The organism is Nocardioides soli, from assembly GCF_014191495.1.
GTDB lineage: Bacteria > Actinomycetota > Actinomycetes > Propionibacteriales > Nocardioidaceae > Nocardioides > Nocardioides soli.
On the sequence record NZ_JACHWR010000001.1, the window covers coordinates 1840851 to 1862617 of the forward strand.

A 21767-nucleotide genomic window follows, 5' to 3' on the forward strand; every position below is an offset into this window, starting at 1 on the left:
GCGATGGCCGCCCCCGAGTTCGCGACGCTCACGACCGACGACCTCGTCACCGGCGAGGCGGTCGCGCTCGACCTGCCTCCGGCGAGCATCGGCGCCCGGATCGTCTCGGGGCTCATCGACGTCGTGGCCGCCTCGGTGCTGTTGGTGGCGCTGGTGCTCGGCCTGGCGATCGCGGCGCTGCGCGCCGACGAGGCACTGGCACAGGTGGCGATGCTCGCGTCGATCATCGTGGCCTGGATCGTCTTCCCGACCACGATCGAGACGCTGACCCGGGGCAGGTCCCTGGGCAAGCTCGCGATGGGGCTGCGCGCGGTGCGCGACGACGCGGGACCCATCTCCTTCCACCACGCGTTCGTGCGCGCGCTGGTCGGCGTGGTCGAGATCTACCTCTTCTTCGGCAGCCCCGCCTTCTTCTGCGCCCTGCTCAGCCCGCGCGGCAAGCGCCTGGGCGACTACGCCGCCGGGACGTACGTCGTCCGCGACCGGATCCGCCTCACCCTCCCCCAGCCGGTACCGATGCCGCCCCCGCTCGCGGCGTGGGCGGCACAGGCCGACATGGCCGCGCTGCCGACCGGGCTCGCGATCGCGGTGCGGCAGTACCTCGGCCGCTCCCAGGAGATCGACCCGCGCTCGCGCGCCGCCCTCGGCGAACGGCTCGCCTCCGCCGTCAGCCGGCACGTCTCGCCGCCCCCGCCGCCCGGGACCCCGCCCGAGGCCTACCTCGCGGCGGTGGTCGCCGCGCGGCGCGAGCGCGACACCCGGCGGCTGGCCCGTGAGGCCGAGCTGCGACGCCGGTTGGCCGCCCGCGGCTGACCCGGGGTCAGTACGAGGTGGAGATCGTCCGGCACGAACACCGGCGGTGGGGCTATCATCCGGCAGTGGGAGCGTTCCCATTGAAATGTGACCTGCGTTACAGAATCGTGACCGGGGTCCCTTGACGGGGCACGCGCGTAAACGTTTGCATCGTTGCCCACGGAGCGGGTTACAAGGCGCGCGGACCTGGACGGACCTGCTGACAATCCAGAGAGGAATGCACGAATGCGATCACGCAACATGCGCCGTGGCCTGGCAGCTGCCGCCGCCCTGGCGAGTGCGGGACTCGTCCTCGCGAGCTGCGCGAGTGACGACGACGGCGGCAGCAGTGAAGCCAGCGGCACCTGGCCGGGTGACGGCAAGTCCGAGTGCTCGGGACTCGAGCAGCTCGCCGACTTCGGCGACCTGAGCGGCAAGTCGGTCTCGGTCTACACCTCGATCCTCCCGCCCGAGCAGGAGGCCCAGGAGAACTCCTACAAGCTGTTCACGACCTGCACCGGCGCCTCGGTCAAGTACGAAGGCTCCGACCAGTTCGAGACCCAGCTCGTCGTCCGGGTGAAGGCCAACAACGCCCCCGACATCGCCTACATCCCCCAGCCCGGCCTGCTCAAGACCGTGGTCGACTCGGGTCAGGTCGTCGAGGCCCCGTCGCAGGTCGCCGACAACGTCGACGAGTTCTTCGGCGAGGACTGGAAGGGCTACGGCACCGTCGACGACACCTTCTACGCCGCTCCGCTGGGCGCCAGCGTGAAGTCCTTCGTGTGGTACTCCCCCTCGATGTTCCAGAAGAACGGCTGGGAGGTCCCGGAGACCTGGGACGACCTGATGTCGCTGACCGGTGACATCGCCGCGACCGGCATCAAGCCCTGGTGCGCCGGCATCGAGTCCGGCGACGCCACCGGCTGGCCGGCCACCGACTGGCTCGAGGACGTGCTCCTGCGCGACGCCGGACCCGACGTCTACGACCAGTGGGTCAACCACGACATCGCGTTCAACGACGACGCCGTGGCCGAGGCGCTCGACAAGGTCGGCGCCATTCTCAAGGACCCCAAGTATGTCAACGGCGGCTTCGGCGACGTGGACTCGATCGCGACGACGGCGTTCCAGGACGCCGGCCAGCCGATCCTCAAGGACCAGTGCGCCCTGCACCGGATGGCGAGCTTCTACGCCGCCCAGTGGCCCGAGGGCACCAAGGTGACCGAGGACGGCGACGTGTTCGCCTTCTACCTCCCGGTGACCAACGAGGACTTCGGCAAGCCGGTGCTCGGCGCGGGCGAGTTCGTCGCCGCGTTCGACGACCGGCCCGAGGTCGCGGCGTTCCAGACCTACCTGTCGACCGACGTGTGGGCCAACGAGAAGGCCAAGAGCACGCCGGGTGGCGGCTGGGTCAGCGCCAACACGGGTCTGGACGAGGCCAACCTGAGCAGCCCGATCGACAAGCTCTCCGCGGAGATCTTCCAGGACCCCGACGCGACCTTCCGCTTCGACGGATCCGACCAGATGCCCAGCGCCGTCGGCGCCGGCTCCTTCTGGAAGGAGATGACCGCCTGGGTCACCGGTGAGAGCACGAAGGACGCCCTCACCAACATCGAGAACTCCTGGCCGAGCTCCTGATCGACCACGCGGCGCTGGGACGGGCGGGCTCGCTCGTCCCAGCGCTTCGTCGCACGAGACGGCCGCAGAGACAGCCGCAGAGACAGCCGCAGAGACAGGAGGCAGGGTGAGCACGTCCGACAAGTTCGTCCAGATGGTGATCGCCGTCGCCATCTTCTACGTGGTGATCGGCGCGATCCTGCTGCTCACCCAGCGGCTGCGGTCGCGGGCGGGTGAGCGCGTCCAGACGGCCGCCTTCCTCGGCCCCTCGGTGCTGCTGATCTGCATCGGGCTGCTCTACCCGGCGATCGTGACCGTCTGGCAGTCCCTGCACGGCGCCTCCAGCTTCGATCCGCCCTGGGTCGGCCTCGACAACTACAAGAAGCTCTTCACCGACAAGCAGCAGCTGACGGTGCTGCGGAACACGCTGCTGTGGGTGATCCTGACCCCGATCGTCTCCACCGGGATCGGCCTGGTCTACGCGGTGCTGGTCGACCGGATCCGGTTCGAGCGGATCGCCAAGGCCCTGATGTTCCTGCCGATCGCGATCTCCATGGTCGCCGCCTCGATCATCTGGAAGTTCGTCTACGCCTACCGCTCCGGCGAGGCGGACCAGATCGGGCTGCTGAACCAGATCCTCGTCTGGCTGCACGTCGACCCGTACAACTTCCTGCTCAACGACCCCTGGAACACCTTCTTCCTCATCGTGATCCTGATCTGGATCCAGGCGGGCTTCGCGATGACGATCCTGTCGGCCTCGATCAAGGCGATCCCCGACGACATCGTCGAGGCCGCCCGGCTCGACGGCGTCGGCGGCTGGAAGATGTTCCGCTTCATCACGGTGCCGAGCATCCGGCCCTCACTCATCGTCGTCCTGACCACGATCACCATCGCGACGCTCAAGGTCTTCGACATCGTGCAGACCGCGACCGGGGGCAACTTCAACACCAGCGTGCTGGCCTACGAGTTCTACCGCCAGAACTTCATCGCAGGGAACCAGGGGATCGCCACCGCGATCGCGGTGGTCATCTTCGCCCTGGTGATCCCGGTCGTCATCTACAACATCCGACAGATGCGGAAGCTGGAGGCACGATGACCGCGACCGAGCTCGACACGATCGCACCCCAGGCCACCGGCAGCCCGGGCGGCCGGCCGCGCTCCGCCGCCGCGGCCGCCAAGGAGGGTCTGTCCGGGCGGCTCGCGTCCGTGATCGCCCTGGTCATCGCGGTCCTGTGGACCGTGCCGACCTTCGGCCTGCTGGTCTCGTCGTTCCGCCCCGAGGAGGACGTCAAGTCCAACGGCTGGTGGAACATCTTCACCGACCCGGCGTTCACGCTGAAGAACTACAGCGACGCCCTCAACGGCGGGGCCAGCGGCGAGGGCCTGAGCACGAACCTGATCAACTCCATCGTGATCACGATCCCGGCGGTGCTGATCCCGATCAGCCTCGCCACCCTCGCGGCGTACGCGTTCGCGTGGATGGACTTCCGCGGCCGTGACGTGCTCTTCGTGGCGATCTTCGCGCTGCAGATCGTGCCGATCCAGGTCACCCTCGTGCCGCTGCTCAGCCTCTACGTCGACCCGCCGTTCAACCTGATGCCGCTGGCCGGCCGGGACGCACCGGCCGGTGGGCTGTACGAGCTGTGGCTCTCCCACACGATCTTCGCGCTGCCGCTGGCGATCTACCTGTTGCACAACTTCATGCGCCAGATCCCCGGGGAGCTCATCGAGTCCGCGCGCGTCGACGGGGCCGCCCACGTGCAGATCTTCAGCCGCATCATGCTCCCGCTGATGATGCCCGCGATCGCGGCCTTCGCGATCTTCCAGTTCCTGTGGGTCTGGAACGACCTGCTGGTCGCGCTGGTGTTCAGTTCGCCGGAGGTCACTCCGCTCACGGTGCAGCTGGTCAGCCTGGTCGGCGAGAAGGGGCAGGACTGGCAGCTGCTGGCGTCCGGCGCCTTCATCTCCCTGGCCATCCCCCTCGTCGTGTTCCTGACCCTCCAGCGATACTTCGTGCGTGGCCTGCTTGCCGGGAGCGTCAAGGGCTGACGGGTCGGCGGCCGGTCTCGGACGGAGCGGAAGCGATGTGCTCGGCGAGCCAGTGGTAGGACGCCTTGGGCGTCCTGGTCAGGGTGGAGGGGGCGAGGTGCACGATGCCGAAGGTCTTCGTGTAGCCCTCTGCCCACTCGAAGTTGTCGAGCAGTGTCCACACGAAGTAGCCGCGCACGTCGGCCCCGGCCCCGCGCGCCGCCTCGGTGGCGGCGAGATGCTCGCGCAGGTAGTCGATGCGATCACCGTCGTCGACCATCGGCCGGCCGTCCGGGCCGGCCACCACCGCGTCGTCGGCACAGGCAGCGCCGTTCTCGGTCACGACGATCGGCAGTCCGGTGCGCTCGTGGGTCTGCACGAGGACCGCCTCGAGCCCCGCCGCATCGACCTCCCACCCGATGTCGGTGCGGGGCTCGCGCACCACGAACGAGACCGGCGTGACCCCGGGGTAGGCCTCGATCTCGGGGTGTACGTCGAGGCCCGGGTCGGCGAGCGCCGGCCGGAACGGCGTGTAGTAGTTGACGCCGATCCAGTCGGCGGAGCCGCGCACCAGCGCGAGGTCGCCGTCGCGGACCAGCGCCGGGTCGGCGAGCTCGGGCGCGACCCGGAGCAGCCCCTCGTCGTACGCGCCCTCGGCGAGCGGCCCGGTCCAGATCCGGTTGCGAACGGCGTCGAGCTCGTCGGCGGCACCCGCGGCCGCGGGCGACTCGGGCCAGAACGGCGCCAGGTTGTGCACGATGCCGAGGTCGGTCACACCCGCGTCGTGCAGGCGGGCCGCGGCCAGGCCGTGGCCGAGGTTGAGGTGGTGGGCCGCCCGGTGGCCGGCGCCGCCCTCCCGGCGGCCGGGCGCGTGGATGCCGGCGGCGTAGCCGAGGTAGGCCGCGCACCACGGCTCGTTGTGGGTCGCCCAGACCCGCACCCGGTCGCCGAGCCGGTCGTGCACGACCATCGCGTAGTCGGCGAACGCCTCGGCCGTGCTCCGCTCGAGCCAGCCGCCGCGGTCCTCGAGAGGCTGCGGCAGGTCCCAGTGGTAGAGCGTGGCGGTCGGCCGGACGCCCCGGGCCAGCGCGGCGTCGACGAGCCGGTCGTAGTAGTCGAGCCCGCGCGGCTCGACGGCCCCGGTGCCCGCCGGCACGATGCGGGGCCAGGCCACCGAGAAGCGGTACCAGCCCGCGCCGAGGCCCGCGACCAGGTCGAGGTCCTCCTCGAAGCGATGGTAGGAGTCACAGGCCACCGAGCCGTCCCGCCCGTCGCGGATCGCGCCCGGACGGGCCGCGAAGGTGTCCCAGATCGAGGTGCCGCGGCCGTCCTCGCGCGCGGCGCCCTCGATCTGGTACGCCGCGGTCGCGGCGCCGAAGGCCAGGGTCGGCCCGGCGGGCAGGTGCTGGGTCATGGGCCCCACGGTAGTGCCTGGATCGGGAAAGTGGGAGCGTTCCCACAATGACCGGCATCCGGGACGTGGCGCGCGACGTGGAGATGTCCACGGCGACCGTCTCGCGCGCGTTGCGCGGGCTGCGGGGCGTGTCCGAGACGACCCGCGGCCGGGTGCTGGAGTCGGCGCAGCGGCTGGGCTACGTGCCCTCCCCCAGCGCCGCCGGACTGGCCAGCGGCCAGACCCGCACGGTCGCCGTCATCGTGCCCCGGGTCACCCAGTGGTTCTTCGCCGCCGTGGTCCAGGGCGCCGAGGAGGTGCTGCGCGAGCGCGGCTACGACCTGCTCCTCTACAACCTCGCCGGCGACCCCTCCGCCCGGCACCGGGTGTTCGAGACCAGCCTGCTGATGAAGCGGGTCGACGCGGTACTGGTGCTCAGCCTCAAGCCGAGCCCCGGCGAGCGCGACCGGCTCAGCCGGCTCGGCCGGCCGGTGACGATCGTCGGGGCCGACCTCCCCGGCTGGGCGACCGTGCGCATCGACGACGAGGAGGCCGCCACGACGGCGACCCGGCACCTGGTCGACCTCGGCCACGAGCGGATCGCCTACATCGGCGGCGCCACCTCGGGCGTCCTCGACTTCACCGCGCCCTCGGCCCGGCTCGCCGGCTACCGCCGCACCCTCGATCGCGCGGGGCTCGAGCAGCCGCCCGGACTCGAGGAGGACGGCGAGTTCACCGCGGCCGGCGGCCAGGCGGCCGCCCTGCGGCTGCTCGCCCGGCCGGACCGGCCGACCGCGATCTTCGCGGCCTCCGACGAGATGGCGATCGGCGCGCTCCGGGCCGCCCGCGAGCTCGGGCTGCGGGTCCCCGAGGACGTCTCGGTCGTCGGGGTCGACGACCACGAGATGGCCAGGTACTTCGACCTCACCACGGTCGCCCAGCCCGTCCACGAGCAGGGCCGGGTGGCGGCGACCCAGGTGCTCGCGGCGCTGACCGACGACGACTGGACGCCGGAGCAGGTGATCCTCCCGACCGAGCTCGTCGTGCGTCGTACGACGTCGCGGCCCGGTCAGACCCGCACGTAGCGCAGATCCGTGATCGCGCGGCCGGCGGCGAGCCCCTTGCGCTCGAACTTCGTGACCGGCCGCTCGGCCCACCGCTCGACGACGCCGCCGCGCAGCAGCGGCTCGGCGTCGAGCACCTCGACCATCTGCTCGGCGTAGTCGGCCCAGTCGGTGGCCAGCCGCCACTCGGCGCCCGACCCGAGCCGGCTCGCGGCGAGCCGACCGAAGGTCGGGGTGACCAGCCTGCGCTTGTGGTGCCGCGTCTTGTGCCAGGGGTCCGGGAAGAAGACCCACAGCCCGGCGAGGCTGTCCCGCGCGACCAGGTGCTCCATCGACCACACGGCGTCGACGCTGAGCAGGCGCACGTTGGTGAGCCCGGCCTCGCCGATCCGCCCGAGGGTGTCGGCGACGCCGGGGAGCCACACCTCGAACGCGACGACGTCGTGGTCCGGGCGGGTCCGCGCGAGCTCGACCGTGGACTCCCCGATGCCGGAGCCGATCTCGACGATCAGCGGCGCGCGCCGTCCGAAGAGGCCCGCGAGCGAGAAGCCGGGCGCGTCGACCGCCTCGTCGGGCACCCACCACCGGTCGGCGTACGCCTCCCAGGCCTGCGCCTGGCGGGGGGTGAAACGGCTGCCGCGGCGCGCGTAGGTCAGCACCTCGCGCAGCCGCCGGCCGTCCTCGGTCAGCTTGTGGTGCGGGCGCGCCGGCCGCACTCCGTCGTCAGGCGTCTGGCTCATCTCTCGGTCGCGGCCCTCACATCAGGAACGTGAACAGCGGCGAGCCGGGCGGCACCCGCTCGATGGTCAGCGGGCTGGCCGCCATCCGGTCCAGCAGCCCGGCCAGCCCGGCGGCGGCCTCGAGCTCGATGCCGACCAGCGCCGGGCCGGTCTCGCGGTTGTTCTTCTTCACGTAGTCGAAGACCACGATGTCCTCGCTCTCGCCGAGTACGTCGTCGAGGAAGTGCCGCAGCGCACCCGGCTCCTGCGGGAACGACACCAGGAAGTAGTGGCGCAGTCCCTGGTGCAGCAGCGACCGCTCCAGGATCTCGCCGTAGCGGCTGACGTCGTTGTTGCCGCCGGAGACGATGCAGGCGACCACGGCGTCCGCCGGGAACGAGCCCGCCAGCTCGCGGGCGGCGGTGCTGGCCAGCGCCCCCGCGGGCTCGGCGATGATGCCCTCGACCTGGTAGAGGTCGAGCATCTCGGTGCAGACCGCGCCGGCGTCGACCGTGATCACCTCGTCGACGAGGTCGCGCACCAGCGGGTACGTCAGGTCACCGACCCGGCCGACGGCCGCGCCGTCGACGAAGGTGTCGACCTGCTCCAGCGCCACCGGACCGCCGGCCGCGAGCGCCGCGGTCATGCTCGCCGCGCCCTGCGGCTCGACGCCGACGATGCGGACCTCCGGGCACCGCTCGCGCAGCCACACGGCCAGTCCGGCGATCAGCCCGCCGCCACCGACCGGGACCACGACGGTGTGCAGGGGCCGCGGTGCCTGCTCGACCAGCTCCGGCGCGATCGTGCCCTGGCCGGCGATCGTGCGCGGGTCGTCGAACGGCGGCACGTAGACCGCGCCCGTGCGCTCGGAGTCGGCGTGGGCGGCCGCGCCGGCCGCGTCGTACGTGCTGCCCTCCACGACCAGCTCGACCCGCCCCTGGCCGAGCGCGAGGATGCGCTGCCGCTTCTGTCGGGGCGTGTTGCCCGGCACATAGACCCGCCCCTGCACGCCGAGCCGGGCGCAGCTCCACGCCAGCCCCTGGCCGTGGTTGCCCGCGCTCGCGCAGACGACCCCGCGGGCGCGCTCGGCGCCGGTCAGCCCGCTGATCAGGTGGTAGGCGCCGCGCACCTTGTAGGACCGGGTGAGCTGGCGGTTCTCGCGCTTGAGCAGCACGGTCGCGCCGACCTCCTCGCTCAGCCGGTCGCTGTGCTCGAGCTCGGTGCGGCGTACGACGGACCGCAGCACCTCGGCCGCGGCCTCGACCGCGGCGGCGTCAAGTCGCTCGTTGCTCACGGGACACGACCCTAGGGGGTAGGGCCGGCACGTCGACTCGCGGTCCGCTGTGGGGTCGCCGAGTCGGCGCTACTTTCCGCTGCGGGCGCTTCGCGCGGGGGCAAACTGGCGCCGCCTCGGCTCCTCTCCGGCACAGACAGAAGGGCCCCGACAGCCTGGCGGCTGTCGGGGCCCTTCGTGTCAGTGCTGGATCACTGGGTGATCTTGGTGACCCGGCCGGCGCCGACGGTGCGGCCACCCTCGCGGATCGCGAAGCGCAGACCCTCGTCCATCGCGATGGGCTGGATGAGCTCGACCGACATCTCGGTGTTGTCACCCGGCATGACCATCTCGGTGCCCTCGGGCAGCGTCACGACGCCCGTCACGTCCGTGGTCCGGAAGTAGAACTGCGGACGGTAGTTGTTGAAGAACGGCGTGTGGCGGCCGCCCTCCTCCTTCGAGAGGATGTAGACCGAGGCCTCGAAGTTGGTGTGCGGGGTGGTCGTGCCCGGCTTGATCACGACCATGCCGCGCTCGACGTCCTCGCGCTTGGTGCCACGGAGGAGCAGGCCGACGTTCTCGCCCGCCTGGCCCTCGTCGAGCAGCTTGCGGAACATCTCGACACCGGTGACGGTGGTCTTCTGCGCGTCGGGACGGATGCCGACGATCTCGACCTCCTCGCCGACCTTGACGATGCCGCGCTCGATCCGGCCGGTGATGACGGTGCCACGACCGGTGATCGTGAAGACGTCCTCGACGGGCATCAGGAACGGCTTGTCGGTCTCGCGCTCCGGGGTCGGGATGTACTCGTCGACCGCGTTCATGAGCTCGAGGATCGACTCGCCCCACTTGGCGTCGCCGTTGAGGGCCGGGAAGGCCGCCACGCGCACGACCGGGATGTCGTCGCCCGGGAACTCGTACTCGGAGAGGAGCTCGCGCACCTCCATCTCGACGAGCTCGATGAGCTCCTCGTCGTCGACCATGTCGCACTTGTTGAGCGCGACGACCAGGGCGGGCACGCCGACCTGGCGGGCGAGCAGCACGTGCTCACGGGTCTGCGGCATCGGGCCGTCGGTCGCCGCGACCACGAGGATCGCGCCGTCCATCTGAGCGGCGCCGGTGATCATGTTCTTGATGTAGTCGGCGTGACCCGGGCAGTCGACGTGCGCGTAGTGGCGCGCCTCGGTCTGGTACTCGACGTGCGAGATCGAGATCGTGATACCGCGCTGGCGCTCCTCGGGAGCCTTGTCGACGTCCTCGAAGGCCGAGGCCTCGTTGAGGTCCGGGTACTTGTCGTGCAGCACCTTGGTGATCGCCGCCGTGAGCGTCGTCTTGCCGTGGTCGATGTGACCAATGGTGCCGATGTTGACGTGCGGCTTGGTCCGCTCGAACTTCGCCTTAGCCACTGTGGGCTCCTCCTGGTTGGTGTGTTACTTGACTCGTACTTGCTGGGTGTTACTGCCGAGGGTCCGACGCGATTACTCGCCGCGAACCTTCTTGATGATCTCGTCGGCGATGTTCGTGGGAACCTCGGCGTACGAGTCGAACTCCATCGAGTACGAAGCCTGGCCGGAGGTCTTGGACCTCAGGTCGCCAACGTACCCGAACATCTCGGACAGCGGCACGAGGGCGTTGATGACCATGTCACCGTGCCGCTCCTCCTGCGATTGGATCTGCCCGCGGCGGCTGTTGATGTCGCCGATGACGGTGCCGAGGAAGGTCTCCGGCGTGGTCACCTCGACGGCGAACATCGGCTCGAGCAGCACGGGCTTCGCCTGACGCGCGGCCTCCTTGAAGGCCTGGTTGCCGGCGATCTTGAAGGCCAGCTCGGACGAGTCGACGTCGTGGTAGGCGCCGTCCTCGAGGCTGAACTTCACGTCCACCATCGGGTAGCCGGCGAGCACGCCGAACTCCATGGCGTCCTGGCCACCCTGGTCGACCGACGGGATGTACTCGCGCGGCACGCGGCCACCCGTCACGTTGTTCACGAACTCGTAGCCCGCGCCGGTCCCGGTCTCGGGGTCGATGCTGGGCTCGATCGAGATGACGACCTTCGCGAACTGACCCGAACCACCGGTCTGCTTCTTGTGCGTGTAGGTGTGGTTCTCCACCTTGCGGCGGATGGTCTCGCGGTAGGCGACCTGCGGCTTGCCGACGGTGGCCTCGACCCGGAACTCGCGCTTCATCCGGTCGACCAGGATCTCCAGGTGGAGCTCGCCCATGCCGGCGATGATGGTCTGGCCGGTCTCCTCGTCGGTCTTGACCGTGAAGGTCGGGTCCTCGTCGGAGAGACGCTGGATCGCGGTGCCCAGCTTCTCCTGGTCGCTCTTGGTCTTGGGCTCGATCGCGACCTCGATCACCGGTGCCGGGAAGGTCATCGACTCCAGCACGACGGGGTTCTGCTGGTCGCAGAGCGTGTGACCGGTCTTGGTGTCCTTCAGACCCATGACCGCGACGATCTGGCCGGCGCCGACCGACGCGATCTCCTCACGCTTGTTGGCGTGCATCTGGTAGACCTTGCCGATCCGCTCCTTCTTGCCGCTGACCGAGTTCAGCACGGTCGCGCCGGCCTCGAGTTTGCCGGAGTAGACGCGGACGTAGATCAGCTTGCCGAGGTGCGGGTCGGAGGCGATCTTGTAGGCCAGACCCGAGAACGGCTCGTCGTCGGCAGGCTTGCGGGAGATCTCCGTCTCCTCGTCACCCACCTTGTGGCCGATGATCGCGTCGATGTCCAGCGGCGACGGCAGGAACTTGACGACCGCGTCGAGCAGCGGCTGCACGCCCTTGTTCTTGAACGCCGTGCCGCACAGGACCGGGTTCAGCTTGTCGGCCAGCGTGGCGCGACGGATCGCCGCCTCGAGCTCCTCGACCGAGAGCTCCTCGCCCTCGAGGTACTTCTCCATGACGGCGTCGTCGGCCTCGGCGAGGGTCTCGAGCAGCTTCTCGCGGTACTCCGCGGCCTGCTCGGCCAGCTCGGCCGGGATCTCCTCGACCTCGTAGTCCTCGCCCATCTTGGTCTCGCCGCGCCAGGTCAGCGCGCGCATGCCGACCAGGTCGACGACGCCGAGGAAGTCGGCCTCCGCGCCGATCGGGAGCTGGAGGACCAGCGGGGTGGAGTTCAGGCGCTCGACCATCATGTCGACGCAGCGCAGGAAGTCCGCGCCGGTGCGGTCGAGCTTGTTGACGAAGCACATCCGCGGCACGGCGTACTTGTTCGCCTGACGCCAGACGGTCATGGTCTGCGGCTCGACACCGGCGACCCCGTCGAACACCGCGACCGCACCGTCGAGGACGCGCAGCGAGCGCTCGACCTCGGCGGTGAAGTCCACGTGACCCGGGGTGTCGATGATGTTGATCTGGTGGTCCTTCCACCAGCAGGTGGTGGCAGCGGAGGTGATCGTGATGCCACGCTCCTGCTCCTGCTCCATCCAGTCCATGGTCGCCGAACCCTCGTGGGTGTCGCCGATCTTGTAGTTGATACCGGTGTAGAACAGGATGCGCTCGGTGGTGGTGGTCTTACCGGCATCGATGTGCGCCATGATGCCGATGTTGCGGACCTTGGTGAGGTCCGTGGTGATGTCGACAGCCACTGTGTCAGCGTTCCTTAGAGAGTAGGAATAGCGGTGTGGAGCGCGGGCGGCCCTGCTCGGAGCGGAGCCGGCCCGCGCCCGTGGTCACCAGCGGTAGTGAGCGAAGGCCTTGTTGGACTCGGCCATCTTGTGGGTGTCCTCGCGCTTCTTCACCGCGGCACCGAGGCCGTTGGAGGCGTCGAGGATCTCGTTCATGAGGCGCTCGTGCATCGTCTTCTCACGACGGTCGGCGGCGTAGCCGACGAGCCAGCGCAGCGCGAGCGTGGTGCCGCGCGTGCCCTTGACCTCGATCGGGACCTGGTAGGTCGCACCACCGACACGGCGGGACTTGACCTCGATGGTCGGCTTCACGTTGTCGAGCGCACGCTTGAGCGTGACGACCGGGTCGGTGCCGGTCTTCTCGCGGCAGCCCTCGAGGGCGGTGTAGACGATGCGCTGCGCGACCTGCTTCTTGCCGTCCTGCAGCACCTTGGAGACGAGCTGGGTGACCAGCTGCGACCCGTAGACCGGGTCGACGTCGATCGGCCGCTTCGGTGCGGGACCCTTGCGCGGCATGTCAGCTCTTCTCCTTCTTGGCGCCGTAGCGGCTGCGAGCCTGCTTGCGGTTCTTCACGCCCTGGGTGTCCAGCGTGCCGCGGATGATCTTGTAGCGGACACCGGGAAGGTCCTTCACCCGGCCGCCGCGGACGAGCACGATCGAGTGCTCCTGGAGGTTGTGGCCCACGCCCGGGATGTACGCCGTGACCTCGACGCCGCTCGACAGGCGCACACGGGCGACCTTGCGGAGGGCGGAGTTCGGCTTCTTCGGGGTGGTGGTGTAGACACGGGTGCAGACGCCACGGCGCTGCGGAGACCCCTTCAGGGCAGGCGTCTTGTTCTTCGACACCTTGTCCTGGCGGCCCTTGCGGACCAGCTGCTGAATGGTGGGCACCGGGTGGTTCCCCTTCTTGTTCGCTCCCACACGCGGGCGCCTTGCCCACGCGGATCGTTCTCGGCCGGTCTCACGACCCGCCCGTGACCTGGGATGGTGCAAGCTCAACCCGCCGCACTCACCCCCGAGGTCGGGCGTGTCGCCCTTCCCCGCTCCTCAGCGGGACCTGGAGAGGGTCTCGCCGAGGGGGCTTTCCGTACCCGCGTCGGGGGCCTGTCCCCCGGACTGGGTCAGCTCGCGCTGATTCCGGGCACGCGCAACGGCCTGGTTGTCCCAGACACGAGGAAAAAGGTTACTCGGGTGCCCAACCCCGGTCAAAATGCCCGAGGCAGTTCAGCCCGAGCGCAGCGAGGGGTGAGCGTCAGCCGAGGGGGTTGAGGAGGCTCGGCTCCGGGCCGCGCGCCAGCGTGGGACGGCGCGAGCCGTCACGAAACCACGCAGGCCACCCGACATGCGGGCGTAGACCGCCACGGCCAGGAGCACGCCGGCCATGGTGAGCACGCCGCCGAGGATGAAGGTCCAGCGGGCGCCGAGGTGCTGGCCGATCCAGCCGATGATCGGCGCGCCGATCGGCGTACCGCCCATCACGATCGTGAAGTAGAAGGCCATCACCCGGCCCCGGATCTCCGGCGGCGACTCCAGCTGCATGGTCGCGTTCGCGGAGTTGAGCATGGTCAGGGTGAAGAACCCGATCAGGGGGCAGAAGAGCGCGAACGCGAGGTACGTCGGCAGCAGCCCGGCGACGATCTCGGCCACGCCGAAGGCGAGCGCCGCACCGACCAGCAGCCGCAGCGGGATCCGCACCCGGCGCGCGGCCATCAGTGCGCCGGTCAGCGAGCCGACCGCGAGGGCCGAGCCGAGGATGCCGTACTCCCCCGCACCCTTGTCGAACACGTCGGTGGCCATCAGCGCCGAGGTGATCTGGAAGTTCATGCCGAAGGTGCCCGCGAAGAACACGATGATCAGGATCATCACCATTTTCGGCTGGCTGCGGACGTAGCGCACGCCCTCGATCAGCATGCCGGGCGAGCGCCCCCGCAGCTCGGGCGAGGTCAGCCGTGCGGTGTTCATCCGCTGGAGCTGGCCGATCACCGCCAGGTAGGACACCGCGTTGACGAGGATGACCCAGCCGGTGGCCTCCGCACCGCCACCGAGCGCGCCGATCATCAGGCCGGCCAGCGCCGGGCCGAGCACCCGGGCGGCGTTGAAGGCGGCCGAGTTCAGGCCGACCGCGTTGGTGAGGTCGTCGGGCCCGACCATCTCGGAGACGAAGGACTGGCGGGCGGGCGCGTCGAAGGCCGCGCCGATGCCGAAGACGAACGCGATGACGTAGACCATCCAGGTCTGCGCCACCCCGAGGACGGCGACCAGGCCGAGCAGCAGGGAGGCGAGGGCCATCGTCGCCTGGGTCACCTGGAGCAGCCGGCGCTTCGGGACCCGGTCGGCGACGACCCCGGCGTACGGGCTCAGCAGCAGCACCGGGAGGAACTGGAGCCCGGTGGTGATGCCGAGCTCGGTACCGCTGTTGCCGGGGAGGTGGAGCACCAGCCAGTCCTGGGCCACTCGCTGCATCCAGGTGCCGACGTTCGAGACGACGCTGCCGGCGAAGTACAGCCGGTAGTTCGGGATGCGGAGGGCGCGGAAGGTGGGGCTCATTCGGTGTCGGTGTCAGTCCTTCAGGGCGAGCTTGTCGAGGATCGGGGCGGCCTGGCGGAGCACGGCTCTCTCGTCGGGGCTGAGCTCCCGGAGACGCTGGGCGAGCCAGGCGTCACGGCGGTCACGGTCGGCGAGGACCCGGCCGCGGCCCTGCTCGGAGAGCTCGACCACGATCTGGCGGCGGTCGGTCTCGTGGGGCCGCTTGACGACGTCCCCGCTCTCCTCGAGACAGTTGACGGTGCGGGTCATCGACGGCGGCTGCACCCGCTCCGCGACGGCGAGCTCGCCGACGGTCAGCGCGCCCCGGCGGGCGAGCACGCCGAGCACCCCCATCTGGTTGATGCTCAGCTCGTTGTCGGGGTGTCGCTCGCCGGCGAGCCGGCGACGCAGCCGCATCACCGACAGCCGGAGCTCTGCTGCGAGCCCGGCGTCGCTGCGCGCGACCTTCTCCACGGTAGGCATATCGTTAGCGTAACTCATTACCCTTGCTAACTATTCCGGCCGTGTGGTGGCCCGATCACGGTGGTTGAGGTGCGAAGGCGGGGTGGTGCCAGCCAGCCCGGTGGTTGAGGCGCGAAGGCGCGCTAGCGCCAGCCAGCCCGGTGGTTGAGGCGCGAAGGCGCGCTAGCGCCTGAGCCTCGAAACCACCACCGCGTCCGCCCCTGCCTCCCCGGACCGTCAGTGGTTACCGACCACTCCGAGCTCACCGGGTTTCGAGGCTCCTCGACCACTAGCTGAGCCAGTTGGTGATCGGGTCGATGCAGAAGTAGACGAGGAAGAGGGCGGAGATCACCCACAGGAGCGGGTGGATCCCGGACACCTTGCCGCGGGCGATCTTGATCAGCACGTAGGCGAGGAAGCCGGCGCCGATGCCGACGGTGATGGAGTACGTGAACGGCATCAGCACGATCGTGAGGAAGGCCGGGATCGCGATCTCGAGGTCGTCCCAGTCGATGCCCTTGACCTGCTGCATCATCAGGAAGCCGACCAGGACCAGGGCCGGGACGGCCGCCTCGGACGGGATGATGTTCACCAGCGGCGCGGCGAAGATCGAGATCAGGAACAGCACGCCGGTCACCACCGACGCCAGGCCGGTCCGAGCACCTTCGCCGACGCCTGAGGCCGACTCGATGTACGACGTGTTCGACGAGACGCCCGCGGCACCACCGGCGGCCGCGGCGATCGAGTCGACCACGAGGATCCGGCGGGTGTTCGGCGGGGTGCCGTCCTCCTGGAGGAGGCCGCCCTCGGCGCCGATCGCGGTCATCGTGCCCATGGTGTCGAAGAAGTCGGCGAGCAGCAGCGTGAAGACCAGCAGCAGCGCGGTCACGACGCCGACGCTCTCGAACGAGCCGAGCAGGCTGAACTCGCCGAGCGTGCCGAAGTCGGGGGTGTCGAAGACCTTGTCGGGCCACGCGGGCACGTTGAGGCTCCAGCCCTTCGGGTTGTCCTGCGAGGAGCCGAGGTCGGCGATCGCCTCGACCACGATCGCGAGGATCGTGGTCGCCACGATCGAGATCAGGATCGCGCCCCGGACGCGGGTCACCCACAGCACGATGACGAGGGCGAGGCCGATCGCGAACACCAGCACCGGCCAGCCGGCGAGCTGCCCGGTGGCACCGAGCTGGACCGGGACGGTCGTGTTGGCGGCGTCGGGGATGCGGTGCACGAAGCCGGCGTCGACGAAGCCGATCAGCGCGATGAAGAGGCCGATGCCGACCGAGATCGCGATCTTCAGCTGCGCCGGTACGGCGTGGAAGACCGCCTCCCGGAAGCCGGTGAGCACCAGCACGAGGATCACCAGGCCCTCGATCACCACCAGGCCCATCGCGTCGGCCCAGGTCATCTGGCTGGCGATGGAGAACGCCACGAACGCGTTCAGCCCGAGGCCGGTGGCCAGCGCCATCGGATAGTTGGCGACGACGCCCATCAGGATCGTCATCAGCCCGGCGACCAGCGACGTGCCGGCCGCGATCATCGCCAGGTTGGGGACGGTCCCGCCGCCGAGCACCTCACCGTCGGAGTCCAGGGCGAACCCGAGGATCAGTGGGTTGAGCACGATGATGTAGGCCATCGTGAAGAACGTGACGATGCCGCCGCGGACCTCGCGGCCGACGGTCGAGCCACGCTCGGAGATCTTGAAGAAGCGGTCGACGCCACCCGAGGCAGTCGTGGTCTGGTTGCTCACGGAGGGCAAGCATCGCAGACCCTGCGGACGGTCGACTACCGTGTCCGCCGTGGAGCCGCAGGACGACCAGCCGATGCAGCACGAGATCGGCAACCGCACCTACTTCATCGCCGACGTCGAGCCGATGGACGTCGACGGGGTGCGGACGGTCGAGGTGGGCTCGGCGCTGTGGCTGGTCGCGTTCGTGGCCCTGCTGCCGTTCTACGGACGGCTGGAGGAGTCCGGCCGGCTGTGGTGGCTGTGGACCTGCATGGCCGGTCTCGGCCTCGGCCTGATCGGGCTGGAGTACTGCCGCCGCCGGCGCAAGCGACGGGACTAGTGGCCTAGAAGCTCTCGATCTCGGTCGGGGTCAGCGTGTCGAACACCGGCTCGGGCAGCGGCTTCGGCTCGTGCTTCTTGGCGAGCCGCACCTCGGAGTGGGCGCCGCAGCCGTGGTCGAAGGTGACGATCCGGCCGTCGTCGTTGGCGTCGCCGTTGGCGCACACGCCGAAGGTCTCCGACAGCGGCCCGGCGATGCGGAGCAGGAACCCGCACGTCGTGCAGTGGTCCGGGGCGGACCGGGCCAGCGGCGCGTCGGGGCCGCTGTCGCCGTCGTACCACCGCTGCGCGGCCAGCTCGCGACCCTCCGGGGAGAGCGTGCGGACCCGGCCGAGGCCGAGGTCCTGGGCGACCTGGCGGATCTGCGCCTTGTCGTCGGCGTCGAGCGGGTCGTCGCCGTAGGAGTACGTCGGGACCAGCCGCGGGTCGTCGTCGTCGACCGGGAGCAGGTCGCCGGGCGATAGGTCGCCCGGCTTGATCCGCTCGCGGTAGGGCACCCAGGACGGCGCGACGATCGCGCCCTCGCCGGGCACCAGGACGACCTCGTCGACCGTGACGTCCTTCTGCCGGCTGGCCCGGACGAGCGTGACCGACCACTGCCAGCCGACGTACCCGGACCGCTCGCAGGCGAACAGGTGGGTGACCACGCGGTCACCCTCGACCACGTGGCCGAGGTGCGCGCCCACGTCGGCGGCGCCGACCTCCGCCTCGAGGGCGGCCCTGGCCGCGTCGACGGCCGCCACGGTGGCGGAGTCGGGCTTGGGGCGAGCGACGGTGATCACAACGAAATCATGGCCCATGGGCGATGTCGATGTCAGGTCGGGGCTGGTAGCACCGGGCAGGATGGGGGCATGAACGCCCCGCACCCCGACTCGTCGACCGACGAGCAGCGCGGCTCCCGGGTCGCTCGTGGACTCGGCGCCACCGCACGGGGCGCCGGCCGGGCCGGCCGCGCCACGATGCGCACGGCGAAGCGGGCGGCCGACGCACAGGGCGCGGGCGAGTCGGGGCTGTCCCGGCTCATCCAGATGCACTTCTTCAACACCGCCGGCGACGCGGCGGTCGCGATCGCCCTGGCCGGCACGCTGTTCTTCACCGTGCCGTCGGGCGAGGCGCGCGGGCAGGTCGCGCTCTTCCTCGGGCTCACGATGCTGCCGTTCGCGATCGTGGCGCCGCTGATCGGGCCGTTCCTCGACCGGTTCGCCCACGGCCGGCGCTGGGCGGTCGGCGCGACGATGGCGATCCGGGCGTTCCTGTGCTGGGTGCTCGCGGGCGCGGTCGTGACCGAGTCGGCGTGGCTGTTCCCCGCCGCCCTCGGGGTGCTGGTCGCGTCCAAGGCGTACGGCGTGACGCGGGCCGCCGCCGTGCCTCGACTGCTCCCGCAGGACTTCACGCTGGTCAAGGCCAACGGGCGCGTGTCGATGTCCGGCATCGTCGGCGTGGCCGTCTCGGCGCCGATCGCGGGCCTGGCCTCGCTCGCGGGCCCGGAGTGGGTGCTGCGCTACGCCTTCCTGCTCTTCGTGGCCGCCACCATCGGCGCGATCCGGCTGCCGAAGCGGGTCGACTCCAGCGAGGGTGAGGGCGACCTGCTGCTGCGCGGCGACGCGGACAAGGCCCGCACCGGCAGCGTGCGGATCCCGCCGGCGGTGGCCTACGCGCTGCGCGCCAACTGCGGGCCGCGGTGGATGTCGGGCTTCCTGATCATGTTCATGGCCTTCCAGCTGCGGCAGAACCCGATCGACGGGTGGAGCGTCGAGCTCCTCACCGCGCTCGTCGTCGGCGGCGCCGCGACCGGCAACTTCCTGGGCGTCGTCGCCGCGTCCGTGCTGAAGAAGATCAACCCGGCGATCACCGTCTCGGCCGTGCTGGTCGCCGACATCGCGGTCGTGGTGTTCGGCTTCCTCTTCTACGGCGTGCTCGCGCTGGCGCTGCTCGGCCTGGTGGCCGGACTCGGCCAGGCGCTGGCGAAGTTCTCCCTCGACGCGACCATCCAGCGCGACGTGCCCCACCGGGTGCAGGCCAGCGCGTTCGCGCGCAGCGACACCACCCTGCAGCTGGCGTGGGTGATCGGGGGCTTCGTCGGCATCGCGATGCCGATCGACCCGCCCCGGCTGGGCCTGGGGGTGGCGATCGCCGTGCTCGCCGCGTGGGGGGTCTTCGTGTTCACGCGACACCCGAAGCGGTCGTCGCGCGTGGTGCGCACCGGGAACTGACCGGCGTCCTAGGCCTCGAGCTCGTCGGCCAGGCCGCGGAGCAGCTTGGCGACCGGCCGCGCCGTACGCGGGTCGGGGTGCCGGCCGTGGCGGTAGGCCTCGCCGACGCCGTCGAGCAGCCGGATCAGGTCCTCGACGATCGGGACCATCTCCTCGGGCTTCTTGCGCTTGGCCTCGCGCTGGCCGCGGGCGACCGACTGCTGGCGGTCGAGGATCCGGACCTGGAGCGCCTGGTCGCCGCGGCGGCCCTGGGCGATGCCGAACTCGACCCGGGTGCCGGCCTTCAGCGAGGTGATGCCCTCGGGCAGCGCCTCGGCACGCACGTAGACATCGGGCCCGTCCTCCTGCGACAGGAAGCCGAAGCCCTTCTCGGCGTCGAACCACTTCACCTTGCCAGTGGGCACGGATCTGACCTCTTCTTGCTCGTACCGATACGCCGGCTGTGCCGGACGGCACAGCCTATAGGGCCTCGTTCATCGAACCCGAACGGAATCCGCGGCGGTCGACCACCGCCTCGCCGAACCCCGATCCGCGGACGGCGTCGAGGACTCCCGCCCGGGTCGCCGGGTCGAGCGGCAGCAGCGCGGCGTCGATCTCGACGGAGGCGCGGTCGCCGAGGTCGCGGACCCGGAGATTGACCAGCCCGCGATCGGCGAGCGCCGCACGGACGGCCACCTCGGCCCGCTCCACGCGGCCGAGCCGGTGCGGGGTGACCTCCACGCCGTAGGCGATCCGGGAGGAGAGGCAGGCGGCGGCGGGCTTGTCCCAGGTGGGCAGCCCCCAGGCGCGCGAGGCGGCCCGGATCTGGGCCTTGGTCAGCCCCGCGTCGCGCAGCGGAGCGATCGCGCCGCGCTCGTCGGCGGCGCGGATGCCGGGGCGGAAGCCGGCGACCGCGTCGTCGGCGTTGGTGCCGGTGGCCACGTGGGCGAAATGGTGCTCGGCCGCGATCGGCGTCAGCACGTCGAGCAGCTCGGCCTTGCAGAAGTAGCAGCGGTCGGCGCCGTTGGCGCGGTAGCCCTCGCGCTCGATCTCGCGGGTGCGCGGGGTGAGCACCTCGACGCCCAGGCCGGCCGCGAACTCGCGCGCGGGGTCGCGCTCGGACATCGGCAGCGAGTGGGAGTAGCCGGTCGCGGCGGCGACGTTGTCGGCGCCCAGGGCCCGGACCGCGGCGGCCAGCAGGAAGGCGCTGTCGGCTCCCCCGCTGTAGGCCACCAGCACCGAGCCGCGCGCGCGGAGGTCGGCCTCGAGCGCCGCCAGCCGGAGACCGAGCAGGTGCTCGTCGAGCCAGGCCGGGAAGTCGGCGAGGCTGTCCAGCACCGCGTGGGTGCCGGCGGCCTCCAGCTCCGCGCGGGTGCAGCCGCCGGTGAGCACCGAGACGCTGAGCACGCCGGCGGCCAGCGCGCCCTCGACGTCGTGCACGTGGTCGCCGACGTAGACCATCGCGCCCTCGCGGCGCAGCACGTCGGCCTTGCCGACGCCCCACACCCAGCCCTCCAGCAGGTCGTGGTCGAGCGCGAGGTGGTCGAGGTGCAGCTGGGCGTTGGGGGCGTACTTGCCGGTGACCACCACGACCCGGCCACCGTGGCGGCGTACCGCGGCGAGCGCCTCGTGCGCACCACCGAGCGCCGGCGTGCCCGTGATCGCGTGGTCGGGGTAGAGCGCCCGGAACCGGTCCCCGGCGGCGGCGATCGCGTCGGCCTCGAGGTAGGGCTCGAACAGCAGGTCGAGCGGCGGACCGAGCTTGCTGGTCATCTCCGCCACCGGGAAGTCGACACCGAGCTCGGCGCCCAGCACGGCGAGCACGTCGCGGAAGCCCGGCGCGGTGTCGATCAGCGTCATGTCGAGGTCGAATCCCACGACGATCTGATCGGGCATGAGTCCAGCCTAGGAGGTGGTTTCGAGACAGGCGCTAGCGCGCCTTCCTCAACCACCGTGGGGGCAGCTGAGGAGCTTGCGCAGCGACGGTCTCAAGACCACCGTGGGGGCAG

At 70.6% G+C, this 21767-nt stretch carries 20 protein-coding genes; 7 read left to right on the top strand and 13 right to left on the bottom strand.

Annotation, left to right across the window (positions count from 1 at the left end):
- Positions 1-3: 3 nt before the first annotated feature.
- From FHU40_RS09160 to FHU40_RS09175, 4 genes are all read left to right on the top strand, one after another.
- Positions 4-813 (top strand): RDD family protein, encoded by an 810-nt coding sequence (locus FHU40_RS09160; protein ID WP_183591887.1) that lies wholly within the window; start codon positions 4-6, stop codon positions 811-813.
- A 225-nt stretch (positions 814-1038) separates the two neighbouring features.
- A complete protein-coding gene (locus FHU40_RS09165) occupies positions 1039-2427 on the top strand; it encodes an ABC transporter substrate-binding protein (RefSeq protein WP_183591888.1) in 1389 nt (462 codons plus the stop codon).
- 106 nt (positions 2428-2533) lie between these two features.
- The gene (locus tag FHU40_RS09170) at positions 2534-3502 is read left to right on the top strand and encodes a carbohydrate ABC transporter permease (RefSeq protein WP_215525278.1); all 969 of its coding nucleotides are present in this window, start codon (positions 2534-2536) and stop codon (positions 3500-3502) included.
- A complete protein-coding gene (locus FHU40_RS09175) occupies positions 3499-4455 on the top strand; it encodes a carbohydrate ABC transporter permease (RefSeq protein WP_183591889.1) in 957 nt (318 codons plus the stop codon). Before FHU40_RS09170 ends, FHU40_RS09175 begins: the two co-directional genes overlap by 4 nt.
- Here the strand turns inward: FHU40_RS09175 and FHU40_RS09180 are convergent.
- Positions 4445-5848 carry a GH1 family beta-glucosidase gene (locus FHU40_RS09180; RefSeq protein WP_183591890.1) on the bottom strand — a complete coding sequence of 468 codons (1404 nt, stop codon included), beginning with the start codon at positions 5846-5848 and terminating at the stop codon, positions 4445-4447. The genes FHU40_RS09175 and FHU40_RS09180 overlap by 11 nt on opposite strands.
- 47 nt (positions 5849-5895) lie before the next feature.
- Between FHU40_RS09180 and FHU40_RS09185 the strand changes: the two genes are divergently transcribed.
- The gene (locus tag FHU40_RS09185; protein ID WP_183591891.1) at positions 5896-6912 is read left to right on the top strand and encodes a LacI family DNA-binding transcriptional regulator; all 1017 of its coding nucleotides are present in this window, start codon (positions 5896-5898) and stop codon (positions 6910-6912) included.
- Here FHU40_RS09185 and trmB read toward each other — a convergent pair.
- The 9 genes from trmB to FHU40_RS09230 all read right to left on the bottom strand — a co-directional run bounded on the left by trmB (position 6897) and on the right by FHU40_RS09230 (position 17248).
- A complete protein-coding gene (gene trmB / locus FHU40_RS09190) occupies positions 6897-7631 on the bottom strand; it encodes a tRNA (guanosine(46)-N7)-methyltransferase TrmB (RefSeq protein WP_183591892.1) in 735 nt (244 codons plus the stop codon). The two genes, FHU40_RS09185 and trmB, sit on opposite strands and share 16 nt — an antisense overlap.
- 16 nt (positions 7632-7647) lie before the next feature.
- A complete protein-coding gene (gene ilvA, locus FHU40_RS09195) occupies positions 7648-8904 on the bottom strand; it encodes a threonine ammonia-lyase IlvA (protein WP_183591893.1) in 1257 nt (418 codons plus the stop codon).
- 191 nt (positions 8905-9095) lie between these two features.
- Complete coding sequence (tuf, locus tag FHU40_RS09200; protein ID WP_183591894.1) at positions 9096-10289, bottom strand: elongation factor Tu; 1194 nt, start codon at positions 10287-10289, stop codon at positions 9096-9098.
- A gap of 72 nt (positions 10290-10361) precedes the next feature.
- A complete protein-coding gene (fusA, locus tag FHU40_RS09205; RefSeq protein WP_183591895.1) occupies positions 10362-12473 on the bottom strand; it encodes an elongation factor G in 2112 nt (703 codons plus the stop codon).
- Positions 12474-12557: 84 nt separating this feature from the next.
- Positions 12558-13028 (bottom strand): 30S ribosomal protein S7, encoded by a 471-nt coding sequence (rpsG, locus tag FHU40_RS09210; RefSeq protein ID WP_183591896.1) that lies wholly within the window; start codon positions 13026-13028, stop codon positions 12558-12560.
- Between the two features lies 1 nt (position 13029).
- Complete coding sequence (gene rpsL / locus FHU40_RS09215; RefSeq protein ID WP_011757353.1) at positions 13030-13404, bottom strand: 30S ribosomal protein S12; 375 nt, start codon at positions 13402-13404, stop codon at positions 13030-13032.
- 333 nt (positions 13405-13737) lie between these two features.
- Positions 13738-15060, bottom strand: a complete 1323-nt coding sequence (locus FHU40_RS09220) for an MFS transporter (RefSeq protein ID WP_183591897.1) — start codon at positions 15058-15060, stop codon at positions 13738-13740.
- A gap of 12 nt (positions 15061-15072) precedes the next feature.
- Entirely contained in the window at positions 15073-15522 is a 450-nt protein-coding gene (locus FHU40_RS09225) for a MarR family winged helix-turn-helix transcriptional regulator (RefSeq protein ID WP_246389997.1), read from the bottom strand.
- 268 nt (positions 15523-15790) lie between these two features.
- Complete coding sequence (locus tag FHU40_RS09230) at positions 15791-17248, bottom strand: solute carrier family 23 protein (RefSeq protein ID WP_183591899.1); 1458 nt, start codon at positions 17246-17248, stop codon at positions 15791-15793.
- A gap of 49 nt (positions 17249-17297) precedes the next feature.
- Here FHU40_RS09230 and FHU40_RS09235 point away from each other — a divergent pair, with 49 nt between their 5' ends.
- Entirely contained in the window at positions 17298-17567 is a 270-nt protein-coding gene (locus FHU40_RS09235) for a DUF2530 domain-containing protein (protein ID WP_252274749.1), read from the top strand.
- A 4-nt stretch (positions 17568-17571) separates the two neighbouring features.
- On the opposite strand, the gene FHU40_RS09240 is transcribed toward FHU40_RS09235, so the two are convergent.
- Positions 17572-18348 (bottom strand): DUF3027 domain-containing protein, encoded by a 777-nt coding sequence (locus FHU40_RS09240; protein ID WP_252274752.1) that lies wholly within the window; start codon positions 18346-18348, stop codon positions 17572-17574.
- Positions 18349-18417: 69 nt separating this feature from the next.
- Here FHU40_RS09240 and FHU40_RS09245 point away from each other — a divergent pair, with 69 nt between their 5' ends.
- Positions 18418-19779, top strand: a complete 1362-nt coding sequence (locus FHU40_RS09245; RefSeq protein ID WP_183591901.1) for an MFS transporter — start codon at positions 18418-18420, stop codon at positions 19777-19779.
- 8 nt (positions 19780-19787) lie between these two features.
- On the opposite strand, the gene FHU40_RS09250 is transcribed toward FHU40_RS09245, so the two are convergent.
- Together FHU40_RS09250 and larE are read right to left on the bottom strand one after the other, a co-directional pair.
- A complete protein-coding gene (locus FHU40_RS09250; RefSeq protein ID WP_183591902.1) occupies positions 19788-20183 on the bottom strand; it encodes a cold-shock protein in 396 nt (131 codons plus the stop codon).
- Positions 20184-20238: 55 nt separating this feature from the next.
- Complete coding sequence (gene larE / locus FHU40_RS09255) at positions 20239-21654, bottom strand: ATP-dependent sacrificial sulfur transferase LarE (RefSeq protein WP_221199538.1); 1416 nt, start codon at positions 21652-21654, stop codon at positions 20239-20241.
- Positions 21655-21767: the final 113 nt, after the last annotated feature.

What these genes read in the sequence shown, in the direction of transcription:
- FHU40_RS09160 (WP_183591887.1), top strand. Translation starts at nt 4, where the DNA reads ATGGCCGCCCCCGAGTTCGCGACGCTCACGACCGACGACCTCGTCACC.
- FHU40_RS09165 (WP_183591888.1), top strand. Translation starts at nt 1,039, where the DNA reads ATGCGATCACGCAACATGCGCCGTGGCCTGGCAGCTGCCGCCGCCCTG.
- FHU40_RS09175 (WP_183591889.1), top strand. Translation starts at nt 3,499, where the DNA reads ATGACCGCGACCGAGCTCGACACGATCGCACCCCAGGCCACCGGCAGC.
- FHU40_RS09180 (WP_183591890.1), bottom strand. Translation starts at nt 5,848, where the DNA reads ATGACCCAGCACCTGCCCGCCGGGCCGACCCTGGCCTTCGGCGCCGCG.
- FHU40_RS09185 (WP_183591891.1), top strand. Translation starts at nt 5,896, where the DNA reads ATGACCGGCATCCGGGACGTGGCGCGCGACGTGGAGATGTCCACGGCG.
- trmB (WP_183591892.1), bottom strand. Translation starts at nt 7,631, where the DNA reads ATGAGCCAGACGCCTGACGACGGAGTGCGGCCGGCGCGCCCGCACCAC.
- rpsG (WP_183591896.1), bottom strand. Translation starts at nt 13,028, where the DNA reads ATGCCGCGCAAGGGTCCCGCACCGAAGCGGCCGATCGACGTCGACCCG.
- FHU40_RS09220 (WP_183591897.1), bottom strand. Translation starts at nt 15,060, where the DNA reads ATGAGCCCCACCTTCCGCGCCCTCCGCATCCCGAACTACCGGCTGTAC.
- FHU40_RS09225 (WP_246389997.1), bottom strand. Translation starts at nt 15,522, where the DNA reads ATGCCTACCGTGGAGAAGGTCGCGCGCAGCGACGCCGGGCTCGCAGCA.
- FHU40_RS09245 (WP_183591901.1), top strand. Translation starts at nt 18,418, where the DNA reads ATGAACGCCCCGCACCCCGACTCGTCGACCGACGAGCAGCGCGGCTCC.
- larE (WP_221199538.1), bottom strand. Translation starts at nt 21,654, where the DNA reads ATGCCCGATCAGATCGTCGTGGGATTCGACCTCGACATGACGCTGATC.